We start from the raw sequence: 26,040 nt of genomic DNA on the forward strand, positions 1-26,040 counted from the left end.
ATCTAATCGTGAAAAAAGGTTTCAACGCTGGCACGTCGGGCAGAAATAGGTCGACCGCTGGCCCTGCACGATCTGGCGGATCGGCGTGCCGCATACGCGGCAAGGCTGGCCCGCACGGTCGTAGACGAAGCAGTCGAGCTGGAAATAGCCGCTTTCGCCGTTGCTGCCGACGAAATCGCGCAACGTGCTGCCGCCGCGCTCGATCGCGTCGGCGAGCGTCGCGCGCACCGCATCGGCCAGCCGCTCGTAGCGCGGCAGCGAGACCTTGCCGGCGGCCATCGTCGGCCGGATGCCGGCGCGAAACAGGCTCTCCGACGCATAGATGTTGCCGACGCCGACGACCATGTCGCCCGCGAGCAGCGCCTGCTTGACCGACACGGTGCGGCCGCGCGTGCGCGCGTGCAGCAGCGCGCCGGTAAACGCCGGCGAGAACGGCTCGACGCCGAGGCTCGCGAGGAGCGGATGCGCATGCACGTCGCCCGCTTCGCGCGGGTGCCACAGCACCGCGCCGAAGCGGCGCGGATCGCGAAACCGCAGCACGAATTCGTCGAAGATCCAGTCGATGTGGTCATGCTTCGCGGCAGCCGGCACGCCGTCCGCGGGCAGCACGCGCAGCGTGCCGGTCATGCCCAGATGGACGATGAACCAGCCCGCATCGACCTCGAACAGCAGGTACTTGCCGCGACGCTCGACGGCGAGCACCTCGCGCGCGCGCAACTGCTCGGCGAGCCCGGCCGGCACGGGCCAGCGCAGCATCGCGGTACGGACGTCGACACGCTCGACGCGGCGGCCTGCGACAAAGGGCTCGATGCCCCGGCGCGTGACTTCGACTTCTGGCAACTCTGGCATTGTTTGCGGGTCTGAGACTGGATTACCGATCGTGCGTGTATTGTAGCGAGCGCGTTACAATCGGTTGAAACATCGAACGGATTTCCATGACCCTGCCCTCGAAGCTGCTTCAGAAGCGCCCCGCCGCCGAGCGCGGCGCACGCGCCTTCCCGGTCCGCCGTGCACTCGGCGCCGCGTTGTTTGCTGCCTGGACCCTTACCGCCTTCCCGGCCCACGCGCAGGATCCGGCATCGGACGACGCGGAGCCGCAGGGCGCGTTCGAGCATGTGATGCCGGACGAGCAGAAGAATCTCCCCAGCGTGCCGCTGACGAGCCAGATCGTCTACCAGGTGCTCGCCGCCGAGGTCGCGCTCCAGCGTAACCAGCCGGCGCCGGCCTACCAGACCTACCTCGCGCTCGCCCGCGACACGCGCGATCCGCGCATGGCGCAGCGTGCGACCGAGATCGCGCTCGGCGCGCAGAGCCCGGCCGACGCGCTGTCCGCCGCGAACCTGTGGCGCCAGTACTCCCCGGATTCGAACCGCGCATCGCAGGTCGACGCCGCGCTGCTGGTGCTCGCCGGCAAGCCGGCCGACGCGCAGCCGATGCTCGCGCGCGAACTGGCCCGGGCGACCGGCGAGACGCGCGGCCCGGCGATCCTCGCGCTGCAGGCGCTGCTCGTGCGCGGCTCCGACCGCGTCGGCGGCCTCGCGGTGCTGAAGGACATGCTGAAGAACGACCTGAACCGGCCCGAGGCCCAGCTCGCGATCGCGCGCCAGCAGCTTGCCGTCGACGACAAGGACGGCGCCGCGCAGTCGCTGAAGCAGGCGCTGCAGATCCGCCCCGACTACCTGCCGGCCGCCCTGATGCTGTCGCAGATGGGGCCCGCGGAACGTGCGGCGGGCATCGCGTCGTTCGAGAAGTATGTTCAGCAGAATCCGAAGTCGCGCGATGCACGGCTCGCGCTGTCGCAGCTCTATCTCGCCGACGATCGCCTCGACGACGCGCAGAAGCAGTTCGAGACGATGCGCAAGCTCGACTCGAAGGATCCGACGCCGCTGATGGCGCTCGCGCTGATCAAGATCCAGCAGAAGAAGCTCGACGAAGCGACCGTCTACCTGAAGCAATACGTCCAACTCGGCGACAAGCAGCCGAACCTCGACGTCGGCCAGGGTTACATCTACCTCGCGCAGATCGCGATCGACCAGGACAACGACGCGCAGGCGTCGCAATGGCTCGACAAGGTCGACCAGACGAGCCAGCACTACCTCCCCGCGCAGATCACGCGCGCGCAACTGCTGCAGAAACAGGGCAAGACCGACGAGGCACGCAAGGTACTCGACGACCTGCCGATCACGGATCCGCGCGATGCGGCCGTGGTCGCACGCACCGACGCGTCGATCCTGTTCACCGCGAAGCGCTATCCGGAAGCCGAGGCCCGGCTCGGGCAGGCGGTCCAGGACTTCCCCGACGATCCCGACCTGCGCTACGACTACGCGATGGCGGCCGAAAAGACCGGCCACTACACGACGATGGAAAAGCAGCTGCGCGAGTTGATCCGCACGCAGCCCGACAATCCGCAGGCGTACAACGCGCTCGGCTATTCGCTCGCCGATCGCAACCAGCGGCTGCCCGAAGCCAGCAAGCTGATCGACAAGGCGATGACGCTCGCGCCGAACGACGCGTACATCATGGACAGCCTCGGCTGGGTGAAGTACCGGATGGGCGATACGGCCGGCGCGGCGAAGGTGCTGCGGCGCGCGTACGAACTGCAGCCGAACGCCGAAATCGGCGCGCATCTCGGCGAAGTGCTGTGGAAGAGCGGCGCGCAGGACGACGCGCGTACCGCGTGGCGTGCCGCGCAGAAGCTCGAGCCGGACAACGACACGCTCGTGCAGACGCTGAAGCGCCTCCAGATCAACGGTCTCTGATGCAGATGTTCCCGATGTTTTCCCTGTCCTCCCGCGCGCAGCGCACGCTGGCCGCAGCCGGCGCGGCGCTCGCGCTCGCCGGCTGCGCGAGCACGCCGCCGTCGGCAAACGCGCCGACCGGCGCGGCGCTGCAGACTGCCGCCACGCACGCTTACCATGGCCGCTTCGCGGTGCAGTACGACGACCGTCTCGGCAAGCAGCAGAACGTGTACGGCAACTTCGACTGGCAGGAGCACGGCGACGACGTGTCGCTCGAGCTGCGCAGCCCGCTCGGCCAGACGCTCGCGGTCGTGAAGTCGACGCCGCAGGCGGCGTCGCTCGAATTGCCGAACCGTCCGACGCAATATGCGCCGGACGTCGGCGACCTGATGCAGAAAACGCTCGGCTTCGAACTGCCGCTCGCGGGCCTGCGCTACTGGCTGCTGCCGACCGCCGCGCCCGCGACGCACGCGGAGACGGTGCGCGATCCGGCCGACGGCACGCGCGTCAAGCAGATCCGCCAGGACGGCTGGACGATCGACTACCTCGCCTACGCGGATGCCCCGGCCACGGGCGTCAAACGCGTCAACCTCGTGCGCGCGACACCGCCGCTCGACATCAAGCTCGTGCTCGATCAGTGAGCGCCTGCCTAGCCCAGACATACGCATGACCGATTCGACCCGCTCGCTGCGCAACTGCCTTGCGCCCGCGAAACTCAACCTGTTCCTGCACATCACCGGCCGCCGTCCGAACGGCTATCACGATCTGCAGAGCGTGTTCCAGCTGCTGAACTGGGGCGACACGCTGCACTTCACGCTGCGCGACGACGGTCGCGTCGCGCGCGTCACCGACGTGCCCGGCGTGCCCGAGGAAAGCGACCTCGTCGTGCGCGCGGCCAACCTGCTGAAAGCGCATACGGGCACCGCGCACGGTGTCGACATCGAGATCGACAAGTGCCTGCCGATGGGAGCCGGCCTCGGCGGCGGCAGCTCCGACGCGGCGACGACGCTGCTCGCGCTGAACCGCCTGTGGCAACTCGACCTGCCGCGCGCCGAGCTCCAGTCGCTCGCGGTAAAACTCGGCGCAGACGTCCCGTTTTTTATTTTTGGAAAAAATGCGTTCGCAGAGGGTATCGGAGAAGAATTAGCTGAGGTACAATTGCCGACTCGCTGGTTCTTGGTTGTAACGCCCCGCGTTCACGTCCCAACCGCTGAAATATTTTCAGATGAGTTGTTGACAAGAGATTCGAAGCGCGTCACAATTACGGACTTTCTTGCACAGCAAAGCAGCGATGCGGGATGGCCGGATAGTTTCGGTCGGAACGATATGCAGCAAGTTGTAACAAGTAAGTACGCGGAAGTTGCGCAGGTGGTCAAATGGTTGTATGATGTGACCCCCGCGAGGATGACCGGCTCCGGAGCAAGCGTGTTTGCAGCGTTTCGCAGCAAGCATGAGGCAGAAGCGGCGCAAGCCAAGCTGCCCACCGGTTGGAATGGTGCAGTTGCCGAGAGCCTGAACGAGCATCCGCTCTTCGCTTTCGCGTCATGAAGTTTTACTTTGCCGAACGGCCTACACGAGTTCGGTAAAGCAGTCAGTTAAGTGTAGGGGAGTCGCCAAGTTGGTCAAGGCACCGGATTTTGATTCCGGCATGCGAGGGTTCGAGTCCTTCCTCCCCTGCCAAAAATTTTCCCGCATTTCCCGCCCAAGCCTGAAGCAGGTGCACGATGAGCAGCCACAGCCATGATGGCCTGATGGTCTTTACTGGCAACGCGAATCCCGCGCTCGCCCAGGAAGTCGTCAATATCCTTGGTATTCCCCTCGGCAAAGCAATGGTCAGCCGTTTCTCCGACGGCGAGATCCAGGTCGAGATCCAGGAAAACGTGCGCGGCAAGGACGTCTTCGTCCTGCAATCCACGTGCGCACCGACGAACGACAACCTGATGGAACTGATGATCATGGTCGATGCGCTCAAGCGCGCATCCGCCGGCCGGATCACTGCAGCCATCCCCTACTTCGGCTATGCCCGTCAGGATCGCCGCCCGCGTTCGGCGCGCGTTGCGATCTCGGCGAAGGTCATCGCGAACATGCTGGAAATCGCCGGCGTCGAGCGGATCATCACGATGGATCTGCACGCCGACCAGATTCAGGGCTTCTTCGACATCCCGGTCGACAACATCTACGCAACGCCGATCCTGCTGGGTGACCTGCGCAAGCAGAACTACTCGGATCTGCTCGTCGTGTCGCCGGACGTCGGCGGCGTGGTGCGTGCCCGGGCACTCGCGAAGCAGCTCAACTGCGATCTCGCGATCATCGACAAGCGTCGCCCGAAGGCGAACGTCTCCGAAGTGATGAACATCATCGGTGAAGTCGAAGGCCGCACCTGCGTGATCATGGACGACATGGTCGATACGGCAGGCACGCTCTGCAAGGCCGCGCAAGTGCTGAAGGAACGCGGCGCGAAGCAGGTATTCGCCTACGCGACGCACCCGGTGCTGTCGGGTGGCGCAGCCGATCGCATCGCTGCGTCGGCACTCGACGAACTGGTCGTCACCGACACGATCCCGCTGTCCGCCGAATCGCTGGGCTGCTCGAAGATCCGTGCACTGACGAGCGCGAGCCTGCTGGCCGAAACGTTCTCGCGGATCCGCCGCGGCGATTCGGTGATGTCGCTGTTCGCGGAATCCTGATCGCGAATCGACTGAACAAAGCATGCGCAGAAAGCGAAGCGGCAACGCTTCGCTTTTTGCACAATCGGACGGGATAGACGAAACCCCGCCGTTTCATCGGGGGCCGCTGTTTGACGGCCCCGTTTTACTGCCTGGTCGCGGGCAGCTATTGGAGAATCACATGAAAGTCGTCGCTTTCGAGCGCCAAGAGCAAGGTACGGGTGCGAGCCGCCGCCTGCGCAACGCTGGTAAGACCACGGGTATCGTTTACGGTGGCGAAGCAGCCCCGCAAAAGATCGAACTCGATCACAACGCCCTGTGGCACGCCCTGAAGAAGGAAGCTTTCCACTCGTCGATCCTCGACCTCGAAGTGGCTGGCCAGTCGCAACAGGTTCTGCTGCGCGACGTGCAATACCACCCGTTCAAGCAACTGGTGCTGCACGTGGACTTCCAACGCGTTGACGCGAAGAAGAAGCTGCACACGAAGGCTCCGCTGCACTTCCTGAACGCTGAAGTCAGCCCGGCAGTGAAGCTGTCGAGCGCGATCGTTTCGCACGTCGCGACGGAAATCGAAATCGAGTGCCTGCCGGCTGACCTGCCGGAGTTCCTCGAAGTCGACCTGTCGAAGATCGAAGCGGGTCAATCGCTGCACGCGAAGGACATCACGCTGCCGAAGGGCGTCGCGCTGGTCGCGCACGTCGACGCGGAAAACCCGGTTGTCGCATCGGCGACGGTCCCGGCTGGTGCCGTGTCGGACGCAGCAGAAGGCGAAACGCCGGCTGCCTAAGCGGGCTGCTTACGCGCCCCATCGATCCGTTTCTCGAAACGGTCGACGCAACCCGCCGCGGCTTGCCCGGCGGGTTTTTCTTTTTCTGCGCCCAGGCGGCCGTTGCCGCCTTCGAAACGTCATGATCAAACTGATCGTCGGCCTCGGCAATCCCGGGGCGGAATACACCGCGACGCGCCACAATGCCGGCTTCTGGCTGATCGACCAGCTCGCCCGCGAAGCAGGCACGACGCTGCGCGACGAACGCCGCTTCCACGGCTTCTATGCGAAAGCGCGCCTGCACGGCGAGGAAGTCCACCTGCTCGAGCCGCAAACCTACATGAACCGCTCCGGCCAGTCGGTCGTCGCGCTCGCGCAATTCTTCAAGATCCTGCCCGACCAGATCCTCGTCGCGCACGACGAGCTCGACCTGCCGCCCGGCACCGTGAAACTGAAGCTCGGCGGCGGCAGCGGCGGCCACAACGGCCTGAAGGACATCACCGCGCATCTGTCGTCGCAGCAGTACTGGCGGCTGCGGATCGGCATCGGCCATCCGCGCGACCTGATTCCGGAAGGGGCACGCGCCGGCGCGAAGCCCGACGTCGCGAACTTCGTGCTGAAGCCGCCGCGCCGCGAGGAACAAGACGTGATCGACGCGTCGATCGAACGCGCGCTCGCCGTGATGCCGATGGTCGTCAAGGGCGAACTCGACCGCGCGACGATGCAGCTGCATCGCAACTGACCGCGTCGCACCGCTACGGTGCATCGGGCCGTCCGGCGTCACCGGGCGGCTCCGCCCACCCCACCCTGCGCGCACATGCGGTAATCTGGTCGCTTTGCCCGACAGGAGCCAAGCGGTGAGCCGTTACTGGAGCGACGTCGTTCAGCAACTCGTGCCTTACGTGCCGGGCGAGCAGCCCGCGCTCGCACACCCCGTCAAGCTGAACACCAACGAGAATCCCTATCCGCCGTCGCCGCGCGTCGTCGCGGCGATCGCGCGCGAACTCGGCGAGACCGGCGACACGCTGCGCCGCTATCCCGACCCGGTTGCGCGCGCGCTGCGCGAGACGGTCGCGGCCCATCACCGCATCAAGCCCGAGCAGGTGTTCGTCGGCAACGGCTCCGACGAGGTGCTCGCGCACACGTTCCAGGCGCTGCTCAAGCACGACCGGCCGCTGCGCTTCCCCGACATCACGTACAGCTTCTATCCGACCTATGCGCGCCTGTACGGCGTCCAGACGTCGATCGTGCCGCTCGCGGACGACTTCTCGATCCGCGTCGACGACTATCTCGACGATGCTGGCGGCGTGCTGTTTCCGAATCCGAACGCGCCGACCGGGCGCGCGCTGCCGCTCGCGGACGTCGAGCGGATCGCGGCCGCGAATCCGTCGTCGGTCGTCGTGATCGACGAAGCCTATGTCGACTTCGGCGCGCAGTCCGCGATTACGCTGATCGACCGCCATCCGAACCTGCTCGTCGTGCATACGACGTCGAAGGCGCGCTCGCTTGCGGGCATGCGCGTCGGTTTCGCGTTCGGCGATGCCGCGCTGATCGACGCGCTGAACCGCGTGAAGGACAGCTTCAACTCGTACCCGCTCGACCGGCTCGCGCAAGTCGCCGCGCAGGCCGCATACGAAGACACCGATTATTTCGGCGCAACCTGCCGGCGCGTGATCGACAGCCGGACGCGGCTCACGCACGCGCTCGACACGCTCGGTTTCGACGTCGTGCCGTCGGCCGCGAATTTCGTGTTCGCGCGCCATCCCGCACAGGACGCGGGTGCGATTGCGGCGAAACTGAAGGAACGGGAAATTTTCGTGCGGCACTTCCGGCTGCCGCGGATCGACCAGCACCTGCGCATCACCGTCGGCACCGATGCCGAATGCGATGCGCTCGTCGCGGCGTTGCGCGAGCTGCTGGCCTGAGACGAAAGAACCGGCGCCAGGCGGCGCCGATCGGGATGCGTGACGTGCGTGCCGACGAACGAGCGCGCGCGTCACCTCCGGGTCACGACGCGTCGTCGCCCTTCCCGGCGGTCAACGCGTGATACTTCTCCATCAATTGCGCGTGCGATTCGTCATGCTGCGGATCGCGCGGAATGCATTCGACCGGACACACCTGCTGGCACTGCGGTTCGTCGAAATGGCCGACGCACTCGGTGCACTTGTTCGGGTCGATCACGTAGATATCCGGGCCCATCGAAATCGCGCCGTTCGGGCACTCGGGCTCGCACACGTCGCAATTGATGCACTCGTCGGTAATCATCAAAGACATACTGATCTCACTTCTTCAGGCCGGCGGCCGGCTTCGCAACGAAACCGGCCGGCGCCGCATCACGCGGCAGGGCCTCCCATCGCAGCGACTTTCTCGGTCAGCCACTTCTCGACGGACGGGAACACGAACTTGCTGACATCGCCGCCCAACTGCGCGATTTCCCGCACGATCGTCCCCGAGATGAACTGGTACTGATCGGACGGCGTCATGAACATCGTCTCGACGTCGGGCAGCAGGTAGCGGTTCATCCCCGCCATCTGGAACTCATATTCGAAATCGGACACGGCGCGCAGGCCGCGCACGATCACGCGCGCATTGTTGGTCCGGACGAAATCCTTCAGGAGGCCGGTGAAACTCATCACCTTCACGTTCGGATAATGGCCGAGCACCTCGTTCGCAATCGTCAGACGTTCTTCGAGCGAGAAAAACGGCTTTTTCGCGCGGCTGTCGGCAACACCGACCACCAGCGTATCAAAAATGCTCGACGCACGCCGCACGAGGTCTTCGTGCCCGCGCGTCAGCGGATCGAACGTACCGGGATACACGGCGACTACCATGTCGCTCCTCCTGTCATCACGCAAACGGGATGGCAGCCGTGCGATGCGCACGCCGCTGCCGAGATGGGCATGCGTCGCCTTTGCGGCGCGCCGCCTCGTATGGAACGCGCATTATTCATCATTTTCGCGCCGCAGCAAATGATAGTGAACCGCACCGGCCTTGCCGTGCTTCACGACCTGCCAGCCGGCGAGCGCGTCGTGCGCGGCCGGATCGAGCTCCGCCCCCGTCTCGACGTACAGCGCGCCGCCCGCCGCGACGAGCGATGCCGCCAGCGCGATCGCGCGCTCGAGCACGGCCAGATCGCCGAACGGCGGATCGAGAAACACGACGTCGAACGCGCCCGGCGTGAGCCCGGCCGCGAGCCGCAATGCGTCCGCTTCCGCGACCTCGACCGCACGCGCGCCGAGCTTGTCCTTGATCGCACGCAGCTGCTGCGCGGCACGCGGATGGCGCTCGACCATCACGACGCTCGCCGCGCCGCGCGACGCGGCCTCGAAACCGAGCGCGCCGGTGCCCGCGAACAGGTCGAGGCAACGCCGGCCTTCGAGATCCTGGCCGAGCCAGTTGAACAGCGTCTCGCGCACGCGATCGGGCGTCGGCCGCAGGCCGTCGAGATCGAGCACCGCGAGCGGCGTGCGTTTCCAGTCACCGCCGATGATGCGGATCGTGTGCGGCTTGCCGCGGCTGGAAGGGGCCGCCGGGCGGCCGGAAGAGGAACGGGACATACGGAATATCGACGACGGAGGGACCGGGCGCGCGCGGGGGCGCACCGCCAAACAGGCGCACGTTACCACAGCGGCGGCGCACACTGACGCGAGCGCCCCGCCGCACTGATAAAATGCACGGTTTCGGCCGCCGTGCGCCGCGCCCGCGCGAACGCAGAACGGCCCGTCCGGTGCCCGCCCCTGGCGGCGGCCCGCCCTCTTCCCGACGTCAGACCATGTTCAGCTTCTTCAAACGATTCAAGAAAACGCAGGAGCCCGATCCGGCGGAATCGCAATCGGCCGACGCGCAGCAAACGGACGAACCGTCCGATGCGCCCGCGCTCGAGGCGCCGCCTGCGGTCGAAGTGCCGCAAGCGCCCGCGCAACCGGCCGCGCCGGCCGTCGTGATGACGGTCACGCCGACCAACGACGGCCGCGACGAAGTCGTCGAGACGGTCGAAATCGTTCCGCCGCCGCTGCAGGACGCCACCGCGAAGAAATCGTGGCTCGCGCGCCTGAAAACGGGGCTCGCCAAGACGGGCTCGAGCATCACCGGCGTGTTCGTCAACACGAAGATCGACGAGGATCTGTACGAGGAGCTCGAAACCGCGCTGCTGATGTCCGACGCGGGTGTCGACGCGACCGAGTACCTGCTCGGCGCGCTGCGCGAAAAGGTGCGCGCAGGCCGCCTGACCGACCCGCAGCAGGTGAAGGCCGCGCTGCACGACCTGCTCGTCGAGCTGCTGACGCCGCTCGAGAAATCGCTGATGCTCGGCCGCGCGCAGCCGCTCGTGATGATGATCACCGGCGTGAACGGCGCGGGCAAGACGACCAGCATCGGCAAGCTCGCGAAGCACCTGCAGAGCTTCGACCAGTCGGTGCTGCTGGCCGCGGGCGACACGTTCCGCGCAGCCGCGCGCGAACAGCTGGCGGTCTGGGGCGAGCGCAACAACGTGACGGTCGTGCAGCAGGAAAGCGGCGATCCGGCCGCGGTGATCTTCGACGCGGTCAGCGCCGCGCGCGCGCGCAAGATCGACGTGATGATGGCCGACACGGCCGGCCGCCTGCCGACGCAGCTCCACCTGATGGAAGAGCTGAAGAAGGTGAAGCGCGTGATCTCGAAGGCGCACGACGGCGCGCCGCACGAAGTGCTGCTGGTGATCGACGCGAACACCGGCCAGAACGCGCTCACGCAGGTCAAGGCATTCGACGACGCGCTCGGCCTCACCGGCCTGATCGTCACGAAGCTCGACGGCACCGCGAAGGGCGGGATTCTCGCCGCGATCGCGCGGCAGCGCCCGGTGCCCGTCTACTTCATCGGCGTCGGCGAGAAGGTCGAGGATCTGCAGCCGTTCAGCGCAGTCGAATTCGCGGACGCGCTGCTCGGCTGAACGCCGCCGGCACACGTCGCACAGGGCGCCTTCGGGCGCCCTTTTTCATGCGCGCCCTCTCGTCACCAAGAGCGCGCTCCGCTCACTCGGCGTCAGGCTGCACGCCAGGTTCGGCGGCCTTGAACGCATCGAGCGTCGACGCATGGTCGACGATCCGCTGGATCGTCGGATAGCGCGTCGTGTCGATCGAGAAGCGGTTCGCATTGAACACCTGCGGCACGAGGCACACGTCGGCGAGCATCGGCGTGTCGCCGAAGCACAGCTTCCCGGTGCGCGGATCGCTCGCGAGACGCGTCTCGAGCGATTCGAAGCCCGCCTCGATCCAGTGCCGGTACCACGCGTTCTTCGCCTCCTCGGGCACCTGCAGCGTGTGCTTCAGGTACTTCAGCACGCGCAGGTTGTTGAGCGGATGGATTTCGCACGCGATCTGCAGCGCGACCGCACGCACATACGCGCGATCGACCGGCTGCTTCGGCAGCAGCGCCGGTTCCGGATGGGTTTCCTCGAGGTATTCGATGATCGCGAGCGACTGCTGCAGCGTCGCGTCGCCGTCGGTCAGCGTCGGCACGACGGCGTCCGGATTCAGCGCGCGGTACGCGTCCTTCAGTTGCTCGCCGCCGTCGCGCAGCATGTGCACGGGCACGTAGTCGAACGGCAGCTGCTTCAGGTTCAGGGCGATCCGCACGCGGTACGACGCGGAACTGCGGAAATAGCTGTAGAGCTTCATGGGATGTCTCTCGTAGTCGTATTCGGCCGGCAACGGCACGGGCGCGGCGCAGCCGGCGCGCGCACCGCCGGGAACCAGAGTGTAGCGCGCCGCGCGGCGCGGCCTCGCTTGGCGACAGCCGCACCCGTGCGATACTCGGGGCATTCCTCACCGCTCACAGCGCGGCCCGATGCCGGCCGCCCTCCCCACGCCCCGATGACCGCTTCCCACGATCCCGCTGCCGTTCCGTTCCCGTGCGCCCGCTTCATCAAGGAAATCGGCCGCGGCCCGCACGGCGCGCGCGCGCTGTCCGCCGAGGACACGTTCGAGCTCTATCGCGCGATGCTCGACGCGCGCGTGTCGGACGTCGAACTCGGCGCGATCCTGATCGCCTATCGGCTGAAAGGTGAATCCGCCGACGAGCTGGCCGCGATGCTCGCCGCCGCGCAGGCGTCGTTCGCGCCGGTGCACGTGCAGGACGCCGCGTTCCGCCCCGTGTCGATCCCGAGCTACAACGGCGCGCGCAAGCAGCCGAACCTCGTGCCGCTGCTCGCGCTGCTGCTCGCGCGCGAAGGCGTACCGGTGCTCGTGCATGGCGTCGAGCAGGATCCGGGCCGCGTGACGAGCGCCGAGATCTTTTCGGCACTGTCGCTCGCGCCGTCGGCATCGCACGATGCGATCGAGGACACGCTTGCCGAGCGCCGCGTCGCGTTCGCGTCGATCGAAGTGCTGGCGCCGCGCATCGCGCATCTGCTGTCGATGCGCAGCGTGCTCGGCGTGCGCAACTCGACGCACACGCTCGTGAAGATCCTGCAGCCGTTCGCGCCGGCCGGCCTGCGGCTCGTCAACTACACGCACCCACCGTACCGCGACAGCCTCGCGCAGCTGTTCCGCGACCATCCGGACGCCGCGCTCGGCGGCGCGCTGCTGGCACGCGGCACCGAGGGCGAAGCCGTGGCCGATACGCGACGCCAGGTGCAGGTCGACTGGCTGCACGACGGCGTGTGCGACACGCTGATCGAAGCCGAACGCTCGTCGACCGATGCGTCCCCCGTCGCGCTGCCCGAATCGCGCGATGCGGCCACGACGGCCGCGTGGACCGACGCCGTATTGCGCGGCGAAGTGCCGGTGCCCGACACGGTCGCCCGGCAGGTCGCGACGATCGTGCAGATCGCCCGCATCGCGCGCTGACGGCGCGCTCGCGAACCGGCCCCGTTTGCAGGGCATTTGACACGAGAACGCATCCTGACTTAGAGTTGTCCTCATGCGTTCCTCTCCGAACACCCTCCGAATTACCTCCGGCCGCCTAGCGCGGCCGCTATCGCTACGACTAGCCTAAGGCTTTCGTAGCGCCGTGTGCTGTCCGCACGGTCCCTCCCAGCAGTTCCTCGCAGTACCCCTCTCGCAGTTTTTACAACCCGAAGTCGTCAGCCTTCGTCCGTCTATCCGTCGGCCGATTCGCGAAGATCATCCGCATCCGCAGCGCGCTTACGTGCCGCGGAGCGAGGCAGCGCCAACCGTCGCCCATGCCGCCCGTCTTCGCTCGCGACTTGAGACCCGAGGTCCAGAAGATGCAGCGCAATCCGCAAGACAAGTACCGCCCGTTCGAGCCCGTCCGCCTCAATGGCCGCAAATGGCCGTCGCGCACCATCGAGCGCGCGCCCGTCTGGATGAGCACCGACCTGCGCGACGGCAACCAGTCGCTGATCGAGCCGATGAGCATCGAGCAGAAGCTCGAATTCTTCGAGATGCTGGTGGCGATCGGGTTCAAGGAGATCGAAGTCGGTTTTCCGTCGGCGTCGCAAACCGACTTCGATTTCGTCCGCAAGCTGATCGACGACAAGCGGATTCCCGACGACGTGACGATCGAAGTGCTCGTACAGGCGCGCGAAGACCTGATCGCCCGCACGTTCGACGCGCTCGAAGGCGTGCCGCGCGCGATCGTGCACCTGTACAACGCGGTCTGCCCGTCGTTCCGCCGCATCGTGTTCGGGATGTCGAAGGCCGACGTGAAAGCGCTCGCAATCGACGGCACGCGCATCATCAAGGAGCACGCCGCCGCGCGCCCCGACACGCAGTGGACCTTCCAGTACTCGCCGGAAACCTTCAGCATGACCGAGCTGACGTTCGCGCGCGAGATCTGCGACGCGGTCGCGCAAACCTGGCGCCCGACCCGCGATCACAAGATGATCGTCAACCTGCCGGCCACCGTCGAGGCCGCGAGCCCGAACGTATTCGCCGACCAGATCGAGTGGATGGACCGCAACCTCGCGTATCGCGACAGCATCGTGCTGTCCGTGCATCCGCACAATGACCGCGGCACCGCGGTCGCGGCGGCCGAACTCGCGCTGCTCGCAGGCGCCGACCGTATCGAGGGCTGCCTGTTCGGCAACGGCGAGCGCACCGGCAACGTCGATCTCGTCACGCTCGCGCTGAATCTCTACACGCAGGGCATCGATCCGGGCCTCGACTTCTCCGACATCGATGCCGTGCGCCGCATCGTCGAACGCTGCAACCAGATTCCCGTGCATCCGCGCCATCCGTACGCGGGCGACCTCGTGTTCACCGCGTTCTCGGGCTCGCACCAGGACGCGATCCGCAAGGGCTTCGCGCAGCAGCGCCCCGACGCGGCCTGGGAAGTGCCGTACCTGCCGATCGACCCGGCCGACCTCGGCCGCAGCTATGACGCGGTGATCCGCGTGAACAGCCAGTCCGGCAAGGGCGGCGCGACGTTCCTGCTCGAACGCGGGATGGGCTTTACGCCGACGCGCCGGGTGCAGATCGAATTCAGCCATGCGGTGCAGACGCTCGCCGACGCGTCCGGCGAGGAAGTGACGGGCGACGCGATCTGCGCGCTGTTCGCACGCGAATTCTTCGACACCGACGGGCCGGCTGCACGACACGGCAGCGGCGCGCGCTGGCGGAACCGCGAGATCGCGGCGGCGTCCGCCGCGGACACGATGCCCGACGATGCCGTGCGACGTTTGGCCGCGGCCTTCGCGGCGGCCGCCGACGCCGCGATCGACGTCGCGTCGTGCGAACACGCGCGCACGACGGACGGGCGGATCGCGGTATCGGTCGGCTGCCGGGTCGGCGATGCGCCGCTGCGGCACGGCGTCGGCCTGCACGCCGATGCGGCGAGCGCCGCGCTCGATGCGGTCGTCAGCGCGATCAACCGCTCGGCCTGGCACTGCGCGGATCGCCGCGCGGCGGCCTGAGCGCCGGGTTCCGTTTCAGGGTTCAAACGTCAGCGAGCGGAGCGTGACCGCCCGTGCGCCGCGCGATCCGCGCCGCACGAGGCAGCAAAAAGCGGCCCAGAAGGCCGCTTCGGTCGGGACATGAAAAGGAGCGCCACGCGCGCTCAGGTCTCGGTCGCGCACCGCGTCGCCTGCCACGCGAACAGGCACCAGCGGCCCTGCTCGTGGGTGTGGACAGAGGTATACGCAATCGGGAAGACCAGGCCGCCGTTGTTCGTTTCCATCTCGATCAACGCGCGCCCGGTGACGACGCAGGTTGCATCGCCGACGGGCAGCACGTCCTGCGACTGGATTTCGATCTGGCGATAGCGGCGGCGGCCGGCGACGATGGCGTCGATGAACTGCTGCTTGGTTTCGCGTTTGCCGTTGGTGTGCACGAAGAACACCTTGTCCGACAAAAGCGTGTCGAGCGCTTCGCCGTCCCCGTCCACCATCGCCCGGAACCGGTCGCGCTCGAGCGCGCGGACCGCATCGACCACCTTCGCCATCGCCTGACTCCTCGGCAACGCGCACGCCGTGCGCGGGCGTGCGGATCAGAAGTTGTACTGCAAGTAGAACTGGTGGAAATTTATACCAGGATTCGGCTCTTTGATACCCGCGTTAGACACATGTTCAAAACGGTAGCCGACCTGATACTGTTGCCGTTGGCCGAACTGCACGCCCACCCCCGCGGTCGGTGCGAACTGGAACGCGGTCCCCATCGAGAAACTGTCCGAGATCGTCGGGTGCGTCAGCAGCCGGACGCCGCCGCCGGCCTCGATGAACGGTCGGATCGCCCCGGCGCTCTTGATGAAGCGGAACATCGGCGTCACGCCGAATTCGCCGATGCTGCTGTGGACGTTGCCGCCCGTATGCCAGTAGCCGGCGTGCCCTTCCACGACGAACGCGAAGTGCCAGCCGCCGATTTCCCACCAGTTCCAGCCCGGATCCCACACCACGCCGAGATCGGCCTTGTCGACCCCGCGGCGATCCGAAAAGCCGCCGCCCGCCTGAATCCCCCATCGATCCGCGCATGCCGCACCCGATCCACCCAGAAGGGACGCCGCCAGCATCGCGTGCAGCGCAAGCCGGCTGCGGGGCCGGCGATTCTTCTTATTGTTCATCTGACACTCCAACTTTATGGGTTGAATGGAGCCTGCCGCTTCGGCCGGCTCGAGCGAACTGAATGGTATGGTAAAGGACTTTTCGAATCGGCATCACAAAGCGAAATGGCTTCCTTCCAAAACGACAAAAATTGAAATCGTCTACTGATTACCATCAGAAACAACGGCTTACGGAACTTCGCTTCTCCACCTCTGTCGCAGATTAGACTATCGGCTCGAGTGGCTCGATAGAAAAAGCGGGAACTCCGATGCCCACGCTTGCTCTAAGGAATTAGCACTCGTCTTGCGGGAGTGCTAAGATGGCCCACGGAATTTCATTCGAGACCGGGGGTTTGTCCCTGATTCCAAAGGAGTTTTTTTAGTGAGCAACGCCCTGACCCTCCCGAACACCCTGAGCCCGACGCCGGCCAAGGCCGCATCGGCAGGCTCGCTGGCGCTCGCAGCCCAATCGATGTTGCCGGGCCAGCTTGGCAACATCGACGCGTATATCCAGGCCGTCAACCGTATTCCGCTGCTGACCGCCGAAGAGGAACGCCAGTACGCAACCGAATTCCGTGAAGGCAACAATCTCGACTCGGCACGCCGCCTCGTGCTGTCGCACCTGCGGCTCGTCGTGTCGATCTCGCGCAACTATCTCGGCTACGGCCTGCCGCACGGCGACCTGATCCAGGAAGGCAACATCGGCCTGATGAAGGCCGTGAAGCGCTTCGATCCGGCCCAGAACGTGCGTCTCGTGTCGTATGCGATCCACTGGATCAAGGCAGAGATCCACGAGTACATCCTGCGCAACTGGCGCACGGTGAAGGTCGCGACGACGAAGGCGCAGCGCAAGCTGTTCTTCAACCTGCGCAGCCACAAGAAGGGCCTGCAGGCGATGACGCCCGAGGAAATCGACGGCCTCGCGAAGGAACTCAACGTCAAGCGCGAAGACGTGACCGAAATGGAAACGCGCCTGTCGGGCGGCGACATCGCGCTCGAAGGGCAGGTCGAAGACGGCGAGGAGTCGTACGCGCCGATCGCCTACCTGGCCGACTCGCACAACGAACCGACCGCCGTGCTCGCCGCGCGCCAGCGCGACACGCTGCAGACGGACGGCATCGCGCAGGCACTCGGCGCACTCGACGCGCGCAGCCGCCGCATCATCGAGGCGCGCTGGCTGCACGTCGACGACGACGGCTCGGGCGGCTCGACGCTGCACGATCTCGCCGCCGAGTTCGGCGTGTCGGCGGAACGCATCCGCCAGATCGAAGCGAGCGCGATGAAAAAGATGCGCACCGCCCTCGCCGAATACGCGTAAATCGCTGCGATTTAGAGCGCTTCATCAAAAACCGCTGCCCGCCCGGCAGCGGTTTTTTTTCGCCTGTCTTTTCCCGGGCATTTCATTCGTTTCTTCGTTCGTTTCTCCACTCGTTTCTTTGCCGATTAATTGACCTGATTCGTCAGGTAATAGGCCGTTTGCGGGCCCCTTCCGCATAACCTTGATCTGCCTCAAATTTCGGCCCGTGTTTCGCGACGGTCTGCCGCAGCGCAGCACTCGGCATTGGAAAGCCGTCCTTTTAAAATTGGCATGTCAGGCGCAGAAGGATTAAAACAGCTTCACAGCCGTCATAAATCCGACGTAAAGTCGCCCCAAATCCGACCTAAATCGATTCAGGATAATCGCCTTGATCTCGATCAATAAAGAGCCTGCGCCGCCTCCGCCGCGGCCGGCCGGTACGATCGGCTGGCGCGCGCGCATCGCCGCGTGGGCACGCGGACCGACCCTCGCCCGCGACATCACCCTGGTGCTGATCGTCAAGCTGATCCTCCTGATGTCGCTCAAATACGCATTCTTCAATCATCCGCAGGCCGAGCACATGTCGTTGCCGCCTGCCGCCGTCGCCGAGAAGCTGCTCTCGGTACCGGCGCCTGCATCTACCGAGGGAGACCACCATGATAAGTAGTGAAGTTGTCGATCTGTCACGTCTGCAGTTCGGCATCACGGCGCTCTACCACTTCCTGTTCGTGCCGTTGACGCTCGGCCTGTCCTGGCTGCTCGTCATCATGGAAGCCGTTTACGTGATGACCGGCAAACAGGTCTACAAGGACATGACCCAGTTCTGGGGCAAGCTGTTCGGCATCAACTTCGCGATGGGCGTGACCACCGGCATCACGCTCGAATTCCAGTTCGGTACGAACTGGTCGTACTACTCGCACTATGTCGGCGACATCTTCGGCGTGCCGCTCGCGGTCGAAGGCCTGATGGCGTTCTTCCTCGAATCGACGTTCGTCGGCCTGTTCTTCTTCGGCTGGAACCGCCTGTCGAAGGTCAAGCACCTGATGGTCACGTTCCTCGTCGCGCTCGGCTCGAACCTGTCCGCGCTGTGGATCCTCGTCGCGAACGGCTGGATGAACAACCCGGTCGGCGCCGAGTTCAACTACCAGACGATGCGCATGGAGATGACGAGCCTGTTCGACGTGCTGTTCAACCCGGTCGCCCAGGTGAAGTTCGTGCACACGGTGTCGGCCGGCTACGTATCGGCGGCGATGTTCGTGCTCGGCGTGTCGTCGTGGTACCTGCTGAAGAAGCGCGACGTCGACTTCGCACTGCGCTCGTTCGCGGTCGCGGCCGGCTTCGGCCTCGCGGCGACGCTCTGCGTGATCGTGCTCGGCGACGAATCGGGCTATACGACCGGCGAAGTGCAGAAGATGAAGCTCGCCGCGATCGAATCCGAATGGGAAACGCAGCCGGCACCCGCATCGTTCACGCTGATCGGCATTCCGAACCAGGAAGAACAGCGCACCGACTACGCGATCAAGATCCCGTATGCGCTCGGCCTGATCGCGACGCGCTCGATCGACGAACCGGTGATCGGCCTGCGTGACCTCGCGAAGCACAGCGAGGAGCACATCCAGAGCGGGATGATCGCGTACGGCGCGCTGCAGAAGATCAAGCAGGGCGACACGAGCGACGCGACCCGCGCGCTGTTCGACCAGCACAAGCAGTATCTCGGCTACGGGCTGATGCTCAAGCAGTTCACGCCGAACGTGGTCGACGCGACGCCCGAGCAGATCAAGGCCGCCGCGAAGAAGACGATCCCGCCGGTCGCCCCCGTGTTCTTCTCGTTCCGGATCATGGTGGCCCTCGGCTTCCTGTTCGTCGCGACGTTCATCGCCGCATTCTGGTTCTGCGCGCGCCGCGAACTGCTGCAGGACAACCGCCGCTGGTTCCTCCGTTATGCGGTGTGGGCGATCCCGCTGCCGTGGATCGCGATCGAATTCGGCTGGATCGTCGCCGAGCTCGGCCGCCAGCCGTGGACGATCGCCGGCGTGCTGCCGACGCACCTGTCCGCGTCGAGCCTGCAGCCGAGCGACCTGTACCTGAGTCTCGCGGGCTTCATCCTGTTCTACACCGCGCTGTTCGTCATCGAGATCAAGCTGATGTTCAAGTACGCGCGCCTCGGCCCGTCGTCGCTGCATACCGGCCGCTATCACCACGAAATCGCGGCCGCCAGCGAGCGCGCCCCGGCGTGAGCACGCACCTGAAACGGAACAAGGAATCGCTATGGACTATGCAACTCTCAAGCTGATCTGGTGGCTGCTCGTCGGCGTGCTGCTGATCGGCTTCGCCGTCACCGACGGCTTCGACATGGGCGCGACCGCGCTGCTGCCGTTCCTCGGCAAGACCGACGAGGAGCGCCGCATCATCGTCAACACCGTCGGTGCGACGTGGGAAGGCAACCAGGTGTGGCTGATCACGGCCGGCGGCGCGATGTTCGCGGCCTGGCCGCTCGTCTACGCGGCGTCGTTCTCCGGCTTCTACTTCGCGATGCTGCTGGTGCTGTTCGCGCTGTTCTTCAGGCCGGTGGGCTTCGACTACCGCAGCAAGCGGCCTGACCCGCGCTGGCGCGCGGGCTGGGACTGGGGCCTGTTCATCGGCGGCTTCGTGCCGGCACTCGTGTTCGGCGTCGCGTTCGGCAACCTGCTGCAAGGCGTGCCGTTCAAGTTCGACAGCGACCTGCGCGTGACCTACTACGGCAGCTTCTGGGCGCTGCTGAACCCGTTCGCGCTGCTGTGCGGCCTCGTCAGCCTCACGATGCTCGTCGCGCACGGCGCGGCCTTCATCAAGATGAAGACGGAAGGCGTGATCGCACGCCGTGCATCGGTCGCACTGCGCGTGGCGTCGTTCCTCGCGGTCGTGCTGTTCGTGCTGGCCGGCGTGCTGATCGCGTCCACCATCGGCGGCTTCCACATCACGCACGCCGCGCCGACCGATACGGTCGCGAACCCGCTGCTCAAGGACGTCGCCGCAGGCTCGGGCCTGTGGCTCGCGAACTACGGCGAATTCCCGTGGATGATCGCGGCGCCCGTCGTCGCGATTGCGGGCGGCCTGCTCGCGCTGCTGCTCGCCGGCTCGAAGCAGGAAAAGACGGCGTTCTTCTGCACGGGCCTGATGATCACCGGCGTGATCCTCACCGCCGGCTTCTCGATGTTCCCGTTCATCATGCCGTCGTCGCTCGACCCGCGCAGCAGCCTGACCGTGTGGGATTCGACGTCGAGCCACATGACGCTGCAGGTGATGCTGTTCGCGGTGATCGTGTTCCTGCCGCTCATCCTGCTCTACACGAGCTGGGTGTACCGCGTGATGCGCGGCAAGGTCACGCGCGAAGTGCTCGAAGAGAACAAGCATTCGATGTATTGATGCTTTGAACCGGGACGGGGCGCGCATGCGCCCTCGCCCACCGTTTCGCAAGGAGTCGGATCATGTGGTATTTCAGCTGGATTCTCGGTATCGGCGTCGCGCTGTCGTTCGGCATCGTCAATGCGATGTGGCTCGAAGCGCGGCAGAAGACGCAGGAAGCACGCGTCCGCGACTGACGCGTACGGCCGGTCACGCGGCCGCCGTCCGGAAGAAACCTCGCCTCGCGCGAGGTTTTTTTTCGCCCCGGCCGACCGGGCAGGCCCGGTGCGTCGATGCCAATTTAGCGCCAGATTGATACCACTTGAATACCAATAAAAGGTTTCATAAGATCTTTGGACACGGCCGCTGACAGGCCGAATCCATCTGGGTGGGGGAGACATGCGAATCCCGTCTGTGGCGCGCGCTTGCGCGCCGTCTCGCCGTCGCCGTGCGGCGACCGGTTGCGCGTCGTCGGCGAGCGTCGCCATCATCGTCCGTATAGGTCGAACGCGCGCCTTTGCCACCGGCCGCGCCGCCACGACATCAGCAGCTGCTGCCGCGCGCCACCGATGAAGACGCGCACCCGCCCCCGCCGATCCGACCGGCACGCCTGCCCGCCACCCGTTCCGTAACCGCACGCCCACGCGTGCCGACTGCGCGCGGGGCGGCTGCATCGCCCGCGCACCCCGTTGTCCCCGCAGCTCCGTTGAAAGACCCGCCCGCAGCGACGTCATCCCGTGACGCCGCTACGCCCCCTTTTTTCTCAGGAGTTCGCATGAACCGAACCTTGTCCACCCTGTTTGCCGGCCTGCTGATCGCGGCACTGTCGCCGGTCGCGCTCGGCGCGCTGCCCGCGTCGAGCGCGGCGGTCGCGGCGGTCGCGGCGACCGGCACCGTCCGTCCACCGGTGCCGCCGGCCGATCTCGCGGCGCGGCTGGCGAACGGCCTCGCGCTGCGCGTCGCCGTCGACAACAATCACGCGGCCGCGGCCGGCGTGCCGTGCGCCGATCTCGGCGCCGACGGCGCGGCCTGCGCGACGGGCCGCCTGATTCTGCAGAACCGCGGCCACCAGGCGATCGCCGACGGCGGCTGGAAGCTCTACCTGCACAGCATCCGCCGCCTGCTGCGGATCGACCGTCCGGGCTTCGCGCTGCGGCGGCTCACCGGCGACCTGTACGAACTGACGCCGCAACCGGGCTCGGTGCGGCTTGCGCCCGGCGAGCGCCTCGAGTTGCCGTTCGTCGCCGAATACTGGCTGCTGCGCTACAGCGACGTGATCCCGCGCCCGTACGTGGTCGTCGACGGCGCTCCGCCCGCCGTGCTCCGCTACAACGACACCGACGACGAGCTGCGCTACGTCGAATCGCTGCCGGCCGATGCGCAGAGCAACTCGACCGGCAATGCGCCGCCGGTGGCCGCGCGGCCCGACGCGAGCCGCGCGCTGCCGAGCGTGAAGCGCGAGCAGCCGCTGCCCGGCACGCTCGACCTGCGCGGCGTCGAGCTCGCGCTGCCCGACCTGCCGGACGCGCAGGTCGCGGCGCTGCGCGAACGCGCGACGACACTCGGGCTCGACGGCGCACGCGTGCCGGTACGTGGCGCCGTCGCGCCGCGCCGGCTGCCGGCCGACATCGCGACGCCGGGCGGCTACCGGCTCGCGATCGGGCCGCGCGGCGTGCTGATCGAAGGCTACGATCGCGCCGGCCTCTACTACGGCGTGCAGACGCTCTACTCGCTCGCGCCCGCCGGCGGCGGCCCGATCCCGGCGATGCTCGTCGAGGATGCGCCGCGCTTCACGCATCGCGGGATGCACGTCGATCTCGCACGCAACTTCAAGCACCCGGCGACGCTGCGCCGCCTGATCGACCAGATGAGCGCGTACAAGCTCAATCGCCTGCACCTGCACCTGTCCGACGACGAGGGCTGGCGCATCGAGATTCCCGGCCTGCCCGAGCTGACCGAGATCGGAGGACGCCGCTGCCACGACCCGAGCGAGACGCGCTGCCTGCTGCCGCAGCTCGGCTCCGGCCCGGACAACCGCTCGGGCGGCGGCTACCTGACCCGCGACGATTACGTGTCACTGGTGCGCTACGCGGCCGCGCATTTCGTCGAGATCATCCCCGAGATCGACATGCCCGCGCACGCGCGTGCGGCCGTCGTGACGATGGAGGCACGTTACCGGCGGCTGCATGCGGCCGGCCGCGAGCAGGAAGCGAACGCATACCGGCTGCTCGATCCGCAGGACACGTCGAACCTGACGACGGTGCAGTTCTACGACCGGCGCAGCGACCTGAACCCGTGCGTGCCGGGCGCGCTCAATTTCGCGTCGAAGGTGATCCGCGAGATCGCCGCGATGCATGCGGACGCGCAGGCGCCGCTGCACATCTGGCACTACGGCGGCGACGAGGCGAAGAACATCTTCCTCGGCGGGGGCTTCCAGCCGCTGAACGGCACCGATCCGAACAAGGGGCGCATCGATCTCGCCGCGCAGGACAAGCCGTGGGCGCGCTCACCCGCGTGCACGGCGCTGCTCCAGCGCGGCGCAATCAAGTCGATCGACGAGCTGCCGACGCGTTTCGCGCAACAGGTGAGCGCGGCGGTCAGCGCGAACGGAATCGACACGATGGCCGCGTGGCAGGACGGCATCAAGCATGCGAACGGGCCGCAGGACTTCAGCACGCGCCACGTGATGGTGCCGCTGTGGGACACGATCTTCTGGGGCGCATCGGACAGCGCGCGCGACCTGAGCGGCAAGGGCTACCTGACGGTGCTCGCGCTGCCCGACTACCTGTACTTCGACTTCCCGTACACGCTGAACCCGCGCGAGCGCGGCTACTACTGGGGCTCGCACGCGACGGACGAGTACAAGGTGTTCTCGCTCGCGCCCGAGAACCTGCCGCAGAACGCCGAGGTGATGGGCGACCGAGACGGCAACGCGTTCGAGGTGACGGGCACGGGCCCTGCGCCGCGCATCGAAGGCATGCAAGGGCAGGCGTGGGGCGAGGTGATGCGCAACGACACCTTCCTCGAATACATGGCCTATCCGCGGCTGCTCGCGCTGGCCGAGCGCGCATGGCACCGGGCCGACTGGGAGCTGCCGTATGCGGCCGGCGTACGCTTCAAGCGCGGCGACACGCATCACGTCGACATGGCCGCGCTGCAGCGCGACTGGGCCGGCTTCGCGACGCTGCTCACGCAACGCGAATTGCCGAAGCTCGACCGGGCCGGCATCGGCTACCGGAAGCCGACCTTCACGCTGACGAATCCGTGAACGGCTGAACGCTCGGGCGACGCGCGATGCGGACGCAGGCATCGCGCCATCGCCCGCACCAAAGAAAAACGGCTTGCGACGCATCGCAAGCCGTTTTCGTTTTGCCGGCCGGCCCGAACCCGCGTCGCGGATCAGGCCGGCTTCATCGCATCAGGCCGGTTGCACGGCCGCCCCGCTGCCCGACGGCGGCAAGCGCGCGCCGAGCTGTTCGGCATAGCGTGCGGCCGCGTTGCCGCAGACGATGTGGAACGTGTCGACCGACACCCATGCGACGTCGAGCGCACCGAGACGATCGCGATCGACCGCCGACGGATCGCGCACGACCACACGCAGGCGCGTGGTCGCGATCGCGTCGAGCGACACGACGTTGGTCGCGCCGCCGAACACCGCGAGCCAGCGTGTCGGCTCCGGATCGAGCGGGCCGGCGGCCGCGCCCGTGACGGGCTGCGCGGCGGCGGCCGTCGCCGTCGATGCTGCGCCTGCCGCGCCGCTGCCGATGGCGGTACGCATCTCGTCGGCAATGATGTCGGCCTCGGGCCCGATGATCACCTGCACGCTGTTGCCGCCGCGCTTGAGCACGCCACGCGCGCCGATCGACTTCAGTTCCGGCTCCGAGATCTTCTCCGGATCGACGACGGTCAGGCGCAGGCGCGTCGTGCACGCGTCGACGACCGACAGGTTGCCGGCCCCGCCGAGTGCAGCGATGTAGCGCTGCGCGCGCGGCGCAGCGGCAACCGCCGCAGCGCCTGCAGCCGGCGCGACGAAGCCGCCCGATGCGTACGATTCCGCGGCCGCATCGGCCGATGCCGGCTCACGGCCCGGCGTGGCCATATTGAACTTGCGGATGAAGAAGCGGAACAGCCCGTAGTACGCGGCACCGTACGCGAGCCCGAGCGGGATCGCGATCCAGCCCTTCGTCGACAGCCCGTAGTTCAGCACGTAGTCGATCGCGCCGGCCGAGAACGTGAAGCCGAGCTTCACGTCGAGGATCTGGCAGATCGCGAGCGACAGCCCCGTCAGCACCGCGTGGATCACGTACAGCACCGGTGCGAGGAACATGAAGCTGAATTCGATCGGCTCGGTCACGCCGGTCAGGAACGACGTCAGCGCCATCGACAGCAGCAGGCCGCCGACCATCGCGCGGCGCTCCTTCGGCGCTTCGTGCAGCATCGCGAGACACGCTGCCGGCAGGCCGAACATCATGATCGGGAAGAAGCCGGCCATGAAGGTGCCCGCGGTCGGGTCGCCCGCGAAGAAGCGGTGCAGGTCGCCGTGCACGATCTCGCCGCCGGCCGGCGGCGTGAAGTTGCCGAACACGAACCACGCGAGCGAGTTGAGAATGTGGTGCAGGCCCGTGACGAGCAGCAGGCGGTTCAGGAAGCCGAACACGAACGCACCGATCGCGCCCGCCGTCGTCAGCCACTGGCCGGCCGCGTCGATCAGATGCTGGACCGGCTGCCAGACGTACCCGAACGCGATGCCGAGTATCACGCAGACCAGGCCCGTGATGATCGGCACGAACCGTTTGCCGCCGAAGAACGCGAGGTAGTCCGGCAGCTTGATGTCTTTATAGCGGTTGTACAGCAGGCCCGCGACCACACCCGCGATGATCCCGGACAGCACGCCCATGTTCAGCTTGGGATCGATGTCCTTCATGATCGCGGTTTCGATCAGGTAACCGATCGCGCCCGCGAGCGCCGCCACGCCGTTGTTGTCCTTCGCGAAACCGACCGCCACGCCGATCGCGAACAGCAGCGGCAGGTTGTCGAAGATCGCACCGCCGGCGTCGGCGATCATCTTGATGTTGAACACGTCCGGCTGGCCGAGTCGCAGCAGGATGCCGGCAACCGGCAGTACCGCGATCGGTAGCATCAGTGCCCGGCCCAGGCCCTGTATTTTCAGAAACGGATTCCCGTTCATTCAGTCCTCCAATCCTTGTCTCGTCATTA

24 protein-coding genes and 1 tRNA gene are annotated in these 26,040 nt (G+C 66.5%); 17 read left to right on the plus strand and 8 right to left on the minus strand.

Annotation, left to right across the window (positions count from 1 at the left end; all coding sequences use genetic code 11):
* Positions 1-21 precede the first annotated feature (21 nt).
* A complete protein-coding gene (gene mutM, locus ACN8ZM_RS15115) occupies positions 22-849 on the minus strand; it encodes a bifunctional DNA-formamidopyrimidine glycosylase/DNA-(apurinic or apyrimidinic site) lyase (RefSeq protein ID WP_420210236.1) in 828 nt (275 codons plus the stop codon).
* Between the two features lie 86 nt (positions 850-935).
* On the opposite strand from mutM, the gene ACN8ZM_RS15120 reads away from it, so the two are divergent.
* The 8 genes from ACN8ZM_RS15120 to hisC all read left to right on the plus strand — a co-directional run bounded on the left by ACN8ZM_RS15120 (position 936) and on the right by hisC (position 8,095).
* Positions 936-2,759 (plus strand): tetratricopeptide repeat protein, encoded by a 1,824-nt coding sequence (locus tag ACN8ZM_RS15120; RefSeq protein ID WP_043187307.1) that lies wholly within the window; start codon positions 936-938, stop codon positions 2,757-2,759.
* Positions 2,759-3,379 carry a lipoprotein insertase outer membrane protein LolB gene (lolB, locus tag ACN8ZM_RS15125; RefSeq protein WP_043187304.1) on the plus strand — a complete coding sequence of 207 codons (621 nt, stop codon included), beginning with the start codon at positions 2,759-2,761 and terminating at the stop codon, positions 3,377-3,379. The genes ACN8ZM_RS15120 and lolB overlap by 1 nt, the downstream gene beginning before the upstream one ends.
* A 25-nt stretch (positions 3,380-3,404) precedes the next feature.
* On the plus strand, positions 3,405-4,286 hold the full coding sequence (ispE, locus tag ACN8ZM_RS15130; RefSeq protein ID WP_069248895.1) for a 4-(cytidine 5'-diphospho)-2-C-methyl-D-erythritol kinase: 882 nt from the start codon (positions 3,405-3,407) through the stop codon (positions 4,284-4,286).
* 55 nt (positions 4,287-4,341) lie between these two features.
* Positions 4,342-4,418: transfer RNA gene (locus tag ACN8ZM_RS15135), tRNA-Gln, on the plus strand.
* Between the two features lie 44 nt (positions 4,419-4,462).
* Positions 4,463-5,425 carry a ribose-phosphate pyrophosphokinase gene (locus ACN8ZM_RS15140; RefSeq protein ID WP_043187297.1) on the plus strand — a complete coding sequence of 321 codons (963 nt, stop codon included), beginning with the start codon at positions 4,463-4,465 and terminating at the stop codon, positions 5,423-5,425.
* A 160-nt stretch (positions 5,426-5,585) separates the two neighbouring features.
* Positions 5,586-6,191, plus strand: a complete 606-nt coding sequence (locus ACN8ZM_RS15145) for a 50S ribosomal protein L25/general stress protein Ctc (protein WP_043187294.1) — start codon at positions 5,586-5,588, stop codon at positions 6,189-6,191.
* Between the two features lie 121 nt (positions 6,192-6,312).
* The gene (gene pth / locus ACN8ZM_RS15150) at positions 6,313-6,912 is read left to right on the plus strand and encodes an aminoacyl-tRNA hydrolase (protein ID WP_089451303.1); all 600 of its coding nucleotides are present in this window, start codon (positions 6,313-6,315) and stop codon (positions 6,910-6,912) included.
* 115 nt (positions 6,913-7,027) lie between these two features.
* Positions 7,028-8,095 (plus strand): histidinol-phosphate transaminase, encoded by a 1,068-nt coding sequence (hisC, locus tag ACN8ZM_RS15155; protein WP_420210237.1) that lies wholly within the window; start codon positions 7,028-7,030, stop codon positions 8,093-8,095.
* Between the two features lie 82 nt (positions 8,096-8,177).
* Here hisC and ACN8ZM_RS15160 read toward each other — a convergent pair whose 3' ends face one another.
* The 3 genes from ACN8ZM_RS15160 to rsmD form a co-directional block, all read right to left on the minus strand.
* Complete coding sequence (locus tag ACN8ZM_RS15160; RefSeq protein ID WP_175025443.1) at positions 8,178-8,444, minus strand: YfhL family 4Fe-4S dicluster ferredoxin; 267 nt, start codon at positions 8,442-8,444, stop codon at positions 8,178-8,180.
* A gap of 59 nt (positions 8,445-8,503) precedes the next feature.
* Positions 8,504-9,001: a pantetheine-phosphate adenylyltransferase gene (gene coaD, locus ACN8ZM_RS15165; RefSeq protein WP_031403077.1), complete on the minus strand. Its 498-nt coding sequence runs from the start codon at positions 8,999-9,001 to the stop codon at positions 8,504-8,506.
* Between the two features lie 111 nt (positions 9,002-9,112).
* Positions 9,113-9,727 (minus strand): 16S rRNA (guanine(966)-N(2))-methyltransferase RsmD, encoded by a 615-nt coding sequence (gene rsmD, locus ACN8ZM_RS15170; RefSeq protein ID WP_089451305.1) that lies wholly within the window; start codon positions 9,725-9,727, stop codon positions 9,113-9,115.
* 215 nt (positions 9,728-9,942) lie between these two features.
* Between rsmD and ftsY the strand changes: the two genes are divergently transcribed.
* The gene (gene ftsY / locus ACN8ZM_RS15175; RefSeq protein ID WP_043187283.1) at positions 9,943-11,097 is read left to right on the plus strand and encodes a signal recognition particle-docking protein FtsY; all 1,155 of its coding nucleotides are present in this window, start codon (positions 9,943-9,945) and stop codon (positions 11,095-11,097) included.
* An 82-nt stretch (positions 11,098-11,179) separates the two neighbouring features.
* Here the strand turns inward: ftsY and maiA are convergent, their stop codons facing one another.
* A complete protein-coding gene (gene maiA / locus ACN8ZM_RS15180) occupies positions 11,180-11,824 on the minus strand; it encodes a maleylacetoacetate isomerase (RefSeq protein WP_420210238.1) in 645 nt (214 codons plus the stop codon).
* A 195-nt stretch (positions 11,825-12,019) separates the two neighbouring features.
* On the opposite strand from maiA, the gene ybiB reads away from it, so the two are divergent.
* The gene (ybiB, locus tag ACN8ZM_RS15185) at positions 12,020-12,994 is read left to right on the plus strand and encodes a DNA-binding protein YbiB (RefSeq protein WP_089451308.1); all 975 of its coding nucleotides are present in this window, start codon (positions 12,020-12,022) and stop codon (positions 12,992-12,994) included.
* 380 nt (positions 12,995-13,374) lie between these two features.
* Positions 13,375-15,021 carry a 2-isopropylmalate synthase gene (leuA, locus tag ACN8ZM_RS15190; protein WP_420210239.1) on the plus strand — a complete coding sequence of 549 codons (1,647 nt, stop codon included), beginning with the start codon at positions 13,375-13,377 and terminating at the stop codon, positions 15,019-15,021.
* A gap of 143 nt (positions 15,022-15,164) precedes the next feature.
* On the opposite strand, the gene ACN8ZM_RS15195 is transcribed toward leuA, so the two are convergent.
* On the minus strand, positions 15,165-15,548 hold the full coding sequence (locus ACN8ZM_RS15195) for a nuclear transport factor 2 family protein (RefSeq protein WP_043187274.1): 384 nt from the start codon (positions 15,546-15,548) through the stop codon (positions 15,165-15,167).
* A gap of 45 nt (positions 15,549-15,593) precedes the next feature.
* Positions 15,594-16,163 carry a lipid A 3-O-deacylase PagL gene (pagL, locus tag ACN8ZM_RS15200; protein WP_043187272.1) on the minus strand — a complete coding sequence of 190 codons (570 nt, stop codon included), beginning with the start codon at positions 16,161-16,163 and terminating at the stop codon, positions 15,594-15,596.
* Positions 16,164-16,524: 361 nt separating this feature from the next.
* Between pagL and rpoH the strand changes: the two genes are divergently transcribed.
* The 6 genes from rpoH to ACN8ZM_RS15230 all read left to right on the plus strand — a co-directional run bounded on the left by rpoH (position 16,525) and on the right by ACN8ZM_RS15230 (position 24,091).
* Positions 16,525-17,460 carry an RNA polymerase sigma factor RpoH gene (gene rpoH, locus ACN8ZM_RS15205; protein ID WP_043187270.1) on the plus strand — a complete coding sequence of 312 codons (936 nt, stop codon included), beginning with the start codon at positions 16,525-16,527 and terminating at the stop codon, positions 17,458-17,460.
* A gap of 367 nt (positions 17,461-17,827) precedes the next feature.
* A complete protein-coding gene (gene cydP, locus ACN8ZM_RS15210; RefSeq protein WP_011353248.1) occupies positions 17,828-18,106 on the plus strand; it encodes a cytochrome oxidase putative small subunit CydP in 279 nt (92 codons plus the stop codon).
* Entirely contained in the window at positions 18,096-19,676 is a 1,581-nt protein-coding gene (locus ACN8ZM_RS15215; protein ID WP_043187268.1) for a cytochrome ubiquinol oxidase subunit I, read from the plus strand. Before cydP ends, ACN8ZM_RS15215 begins: the two co-directional genes overlap by 11 nt.
* A 31-nt stretch (positions 19,677-19,707) precedes the next feature.
* On the plus strand, positions 19,708-20,844 hold the full coding sequence (cydB, locus tag ACN8ZM_RS15220) for a cytochrome d ubiquinol oxidase subunit II (RefSeq protein ID WP_043187266.1): 1,137 nt from the start codon (positions 19,708-19,710) through the stop codon (positions 20,842-20,844).
* Between the two features lie 62 nt (positions 20,845-20,906).
* A complete protein-coding gene (gene cydX, locus ACN8ZM_RS15225) occupies positions 20,907-21,020 on the plus strand; it encodes a cytochrome bd-I oxidase subunit CydX (protein WP_043187264.1) in 114 nt (37 codons plus the stop codon).
* Positions 21,021-21,598: 578 nt separating this feature from the next.
* Positions 21,599-24,091: a family 20 glycosylhydrolase gene (locus ACN8ZM_RS15230; protein WP_420210240.1), complete on the plus strand. Its 2,493-nt coding sequence runs from the start codon at positions 21,599-21,601 to the stop codon at positions 24,089-24,091.
* Positions 24,092-24,241: 150 nt separating this feature from the next.
* Here ACN8ZM_RS15230 and nagE read toward each other — a convergent pair whose 3' ends face one another.
* Positions 24,242-26,011: an N-acetylglucosamine-specific PTS transporter subunit IIBC gene (nagE, locus tag ACN8ZM_RS15235; RefSeq protein WP_420210241.1), complete on the minus strand. Its 1,770-nt coding sequence runs from the start codon at positions 26,009-26,011 to the stop codon at positions 24,242-24,244.
* Between the last annotated feature and the right edge of the window lie 29 nt (positions 26,012-26,040).

Source organism: Burkholderia aenigmatica, from assembly GCF_048627025.1.
Lineage (GTDB): Bacteria > Pseudomonadota > Gammaproteobacteria > Burkholderiales > Burkholderiaceae > Burkholderia > Burkholderia aenigmatica.

Coding starts and splice junctions, on each gene's coding strand:
- mutM (WP_420210236.1), bottom strand. CDS start 849: ATGCCAGAGTTGCCAGAAGTCGAAGTCACGCGCCGGGGCATCGAGCCC.
- ACN8ZM_RS15120 (WP_043187307.1), top strand. CDS start 936: ATGACCCTGCCCTCGAAGCTGCTTCAGAAGCGCCCCGCCGCCGAGCGC.
- lolB (WP_043187304.1), top strand. CDS start 2,759: ATGCAGATGTTCCCGATGTTTTCCCTGTCCTCCCGCGCGCAGCGCACG.
- ispE (WP_069248895.1), top strand. CDS start 3,405: ATGACCGATTCGACCCGCTCGCTGCGCAACTGCCTTGCGCCCGCGAAA.
- ACN8ZM_RS15140 (WP_043187297.1), top strand. CDS start 4,463: ATGAGCAGCCACAGCCATGATGGCCTGATGGTCTTTACTGGCAACGCG.
- ACN8ZM_RS15145 (WP_043187294.1), top strand. CDS start 5,586: ATGAAAGTCGTCGCTTTCGAGCGCCAAGAGCAAGGTACGGGTGCGAGC.
- pth (WP_089451303.1), top strand. CDS start 6,313: ATGATCAAACTGATCGTCGGCCTCGGCAATCCCGGGGCGGAATACACC.
- ACN8ZM_RS15160 (WP_175025443.1), bottom strand. CDS start 8,444: ATGTCTTTGATGATTACCGACGAGTGCATCAATTGCGACGTGTGCGAG.
- coaD (WP_031403077.1), bottom strand. CDS start 9,001: ATGGTAGTCGCCGTGTATCCCGGTACGTTCGATCCGCTGACGCGCGGG.
- rsmD (WP_089451305.1), bottom strand. CDS start 9,727: ATGTCCCGTTCCTCTTCCGGCCGCCCGGCGGCCCCTTCCAGCCGCGGC.
- ftsY (WP_043187283.1), top strand. CDS start 9,943: ATGTTCAGCTTCTTCAAACGATTCAAGAAAACGCAGGAGCCCGATCCG.
- maiA (WP_420210238.1), bottom strand. CDS start 11,824: ATGAAGCTCTACAGCTATTTCCGCAGTTCCGCGTCGTACCGCGTGCGG.
- ybiB (WP_089451308.1), top strand. CDS start 12,020: ATGACCGCTTCCCACGATCCCGCTGCCGTTCCGTTCCCGTGCGCCCGC.
- leuA (WP_420210239.1), top strand. CDS start 13,375: ATGCAGCGCAATCCGCAAGACAAGTACCGCCCGTTCGAGCCCGTCCGC.
- ACN8ZM_RS15195 (WP_043187274.1), bottom strand. CDS start 15,548: ATGGCGAAGGTGGTCGATGCGGTCCGCGCGCTCGAGCGCGACCGGTTC.
- pagL (WP_043187272.1), bottom strand. CDS start 16,163: ATGAACAATAAGAAGAATCGCCGGCCCCGCAGCCGGCTTGCGCTGCAC.
- ACN8ZM_RS15215 (WP_043187268.1), top strand. CDS start 18,096: ATGATAAGTAGTGAAGTTGTCGATCTGTCACGTCTGCAGTTCGGCATC.
- cydB (WP_043187266.1), top strand. CDS start 19,708: ATGGACTATGCAACTCTCAAGCTGATCTGGTGGCTGCTCGTCGGCGTG.
- cydX (WP_043187264.1), top strand. CDS start 20,907: ATGTGGTATTTCAGCTGGATTCTCGGTATCGGCGTCGCGCTGTCGTTC.
- ACN8ZM_RS15230 (WP_420210240.1), top strand. CDS start 21,599: ATGAACCGAACCTTGTCCACCCTGTTTGCCGGCCTGCTGATCGCGGCA.
- nagE (WP_420210241.1), bottom strand. CDS start 26,011: ATGAACGGGAATCCGTTTCTGAAAATACAGGGCCTGGGCCGGGCACTG.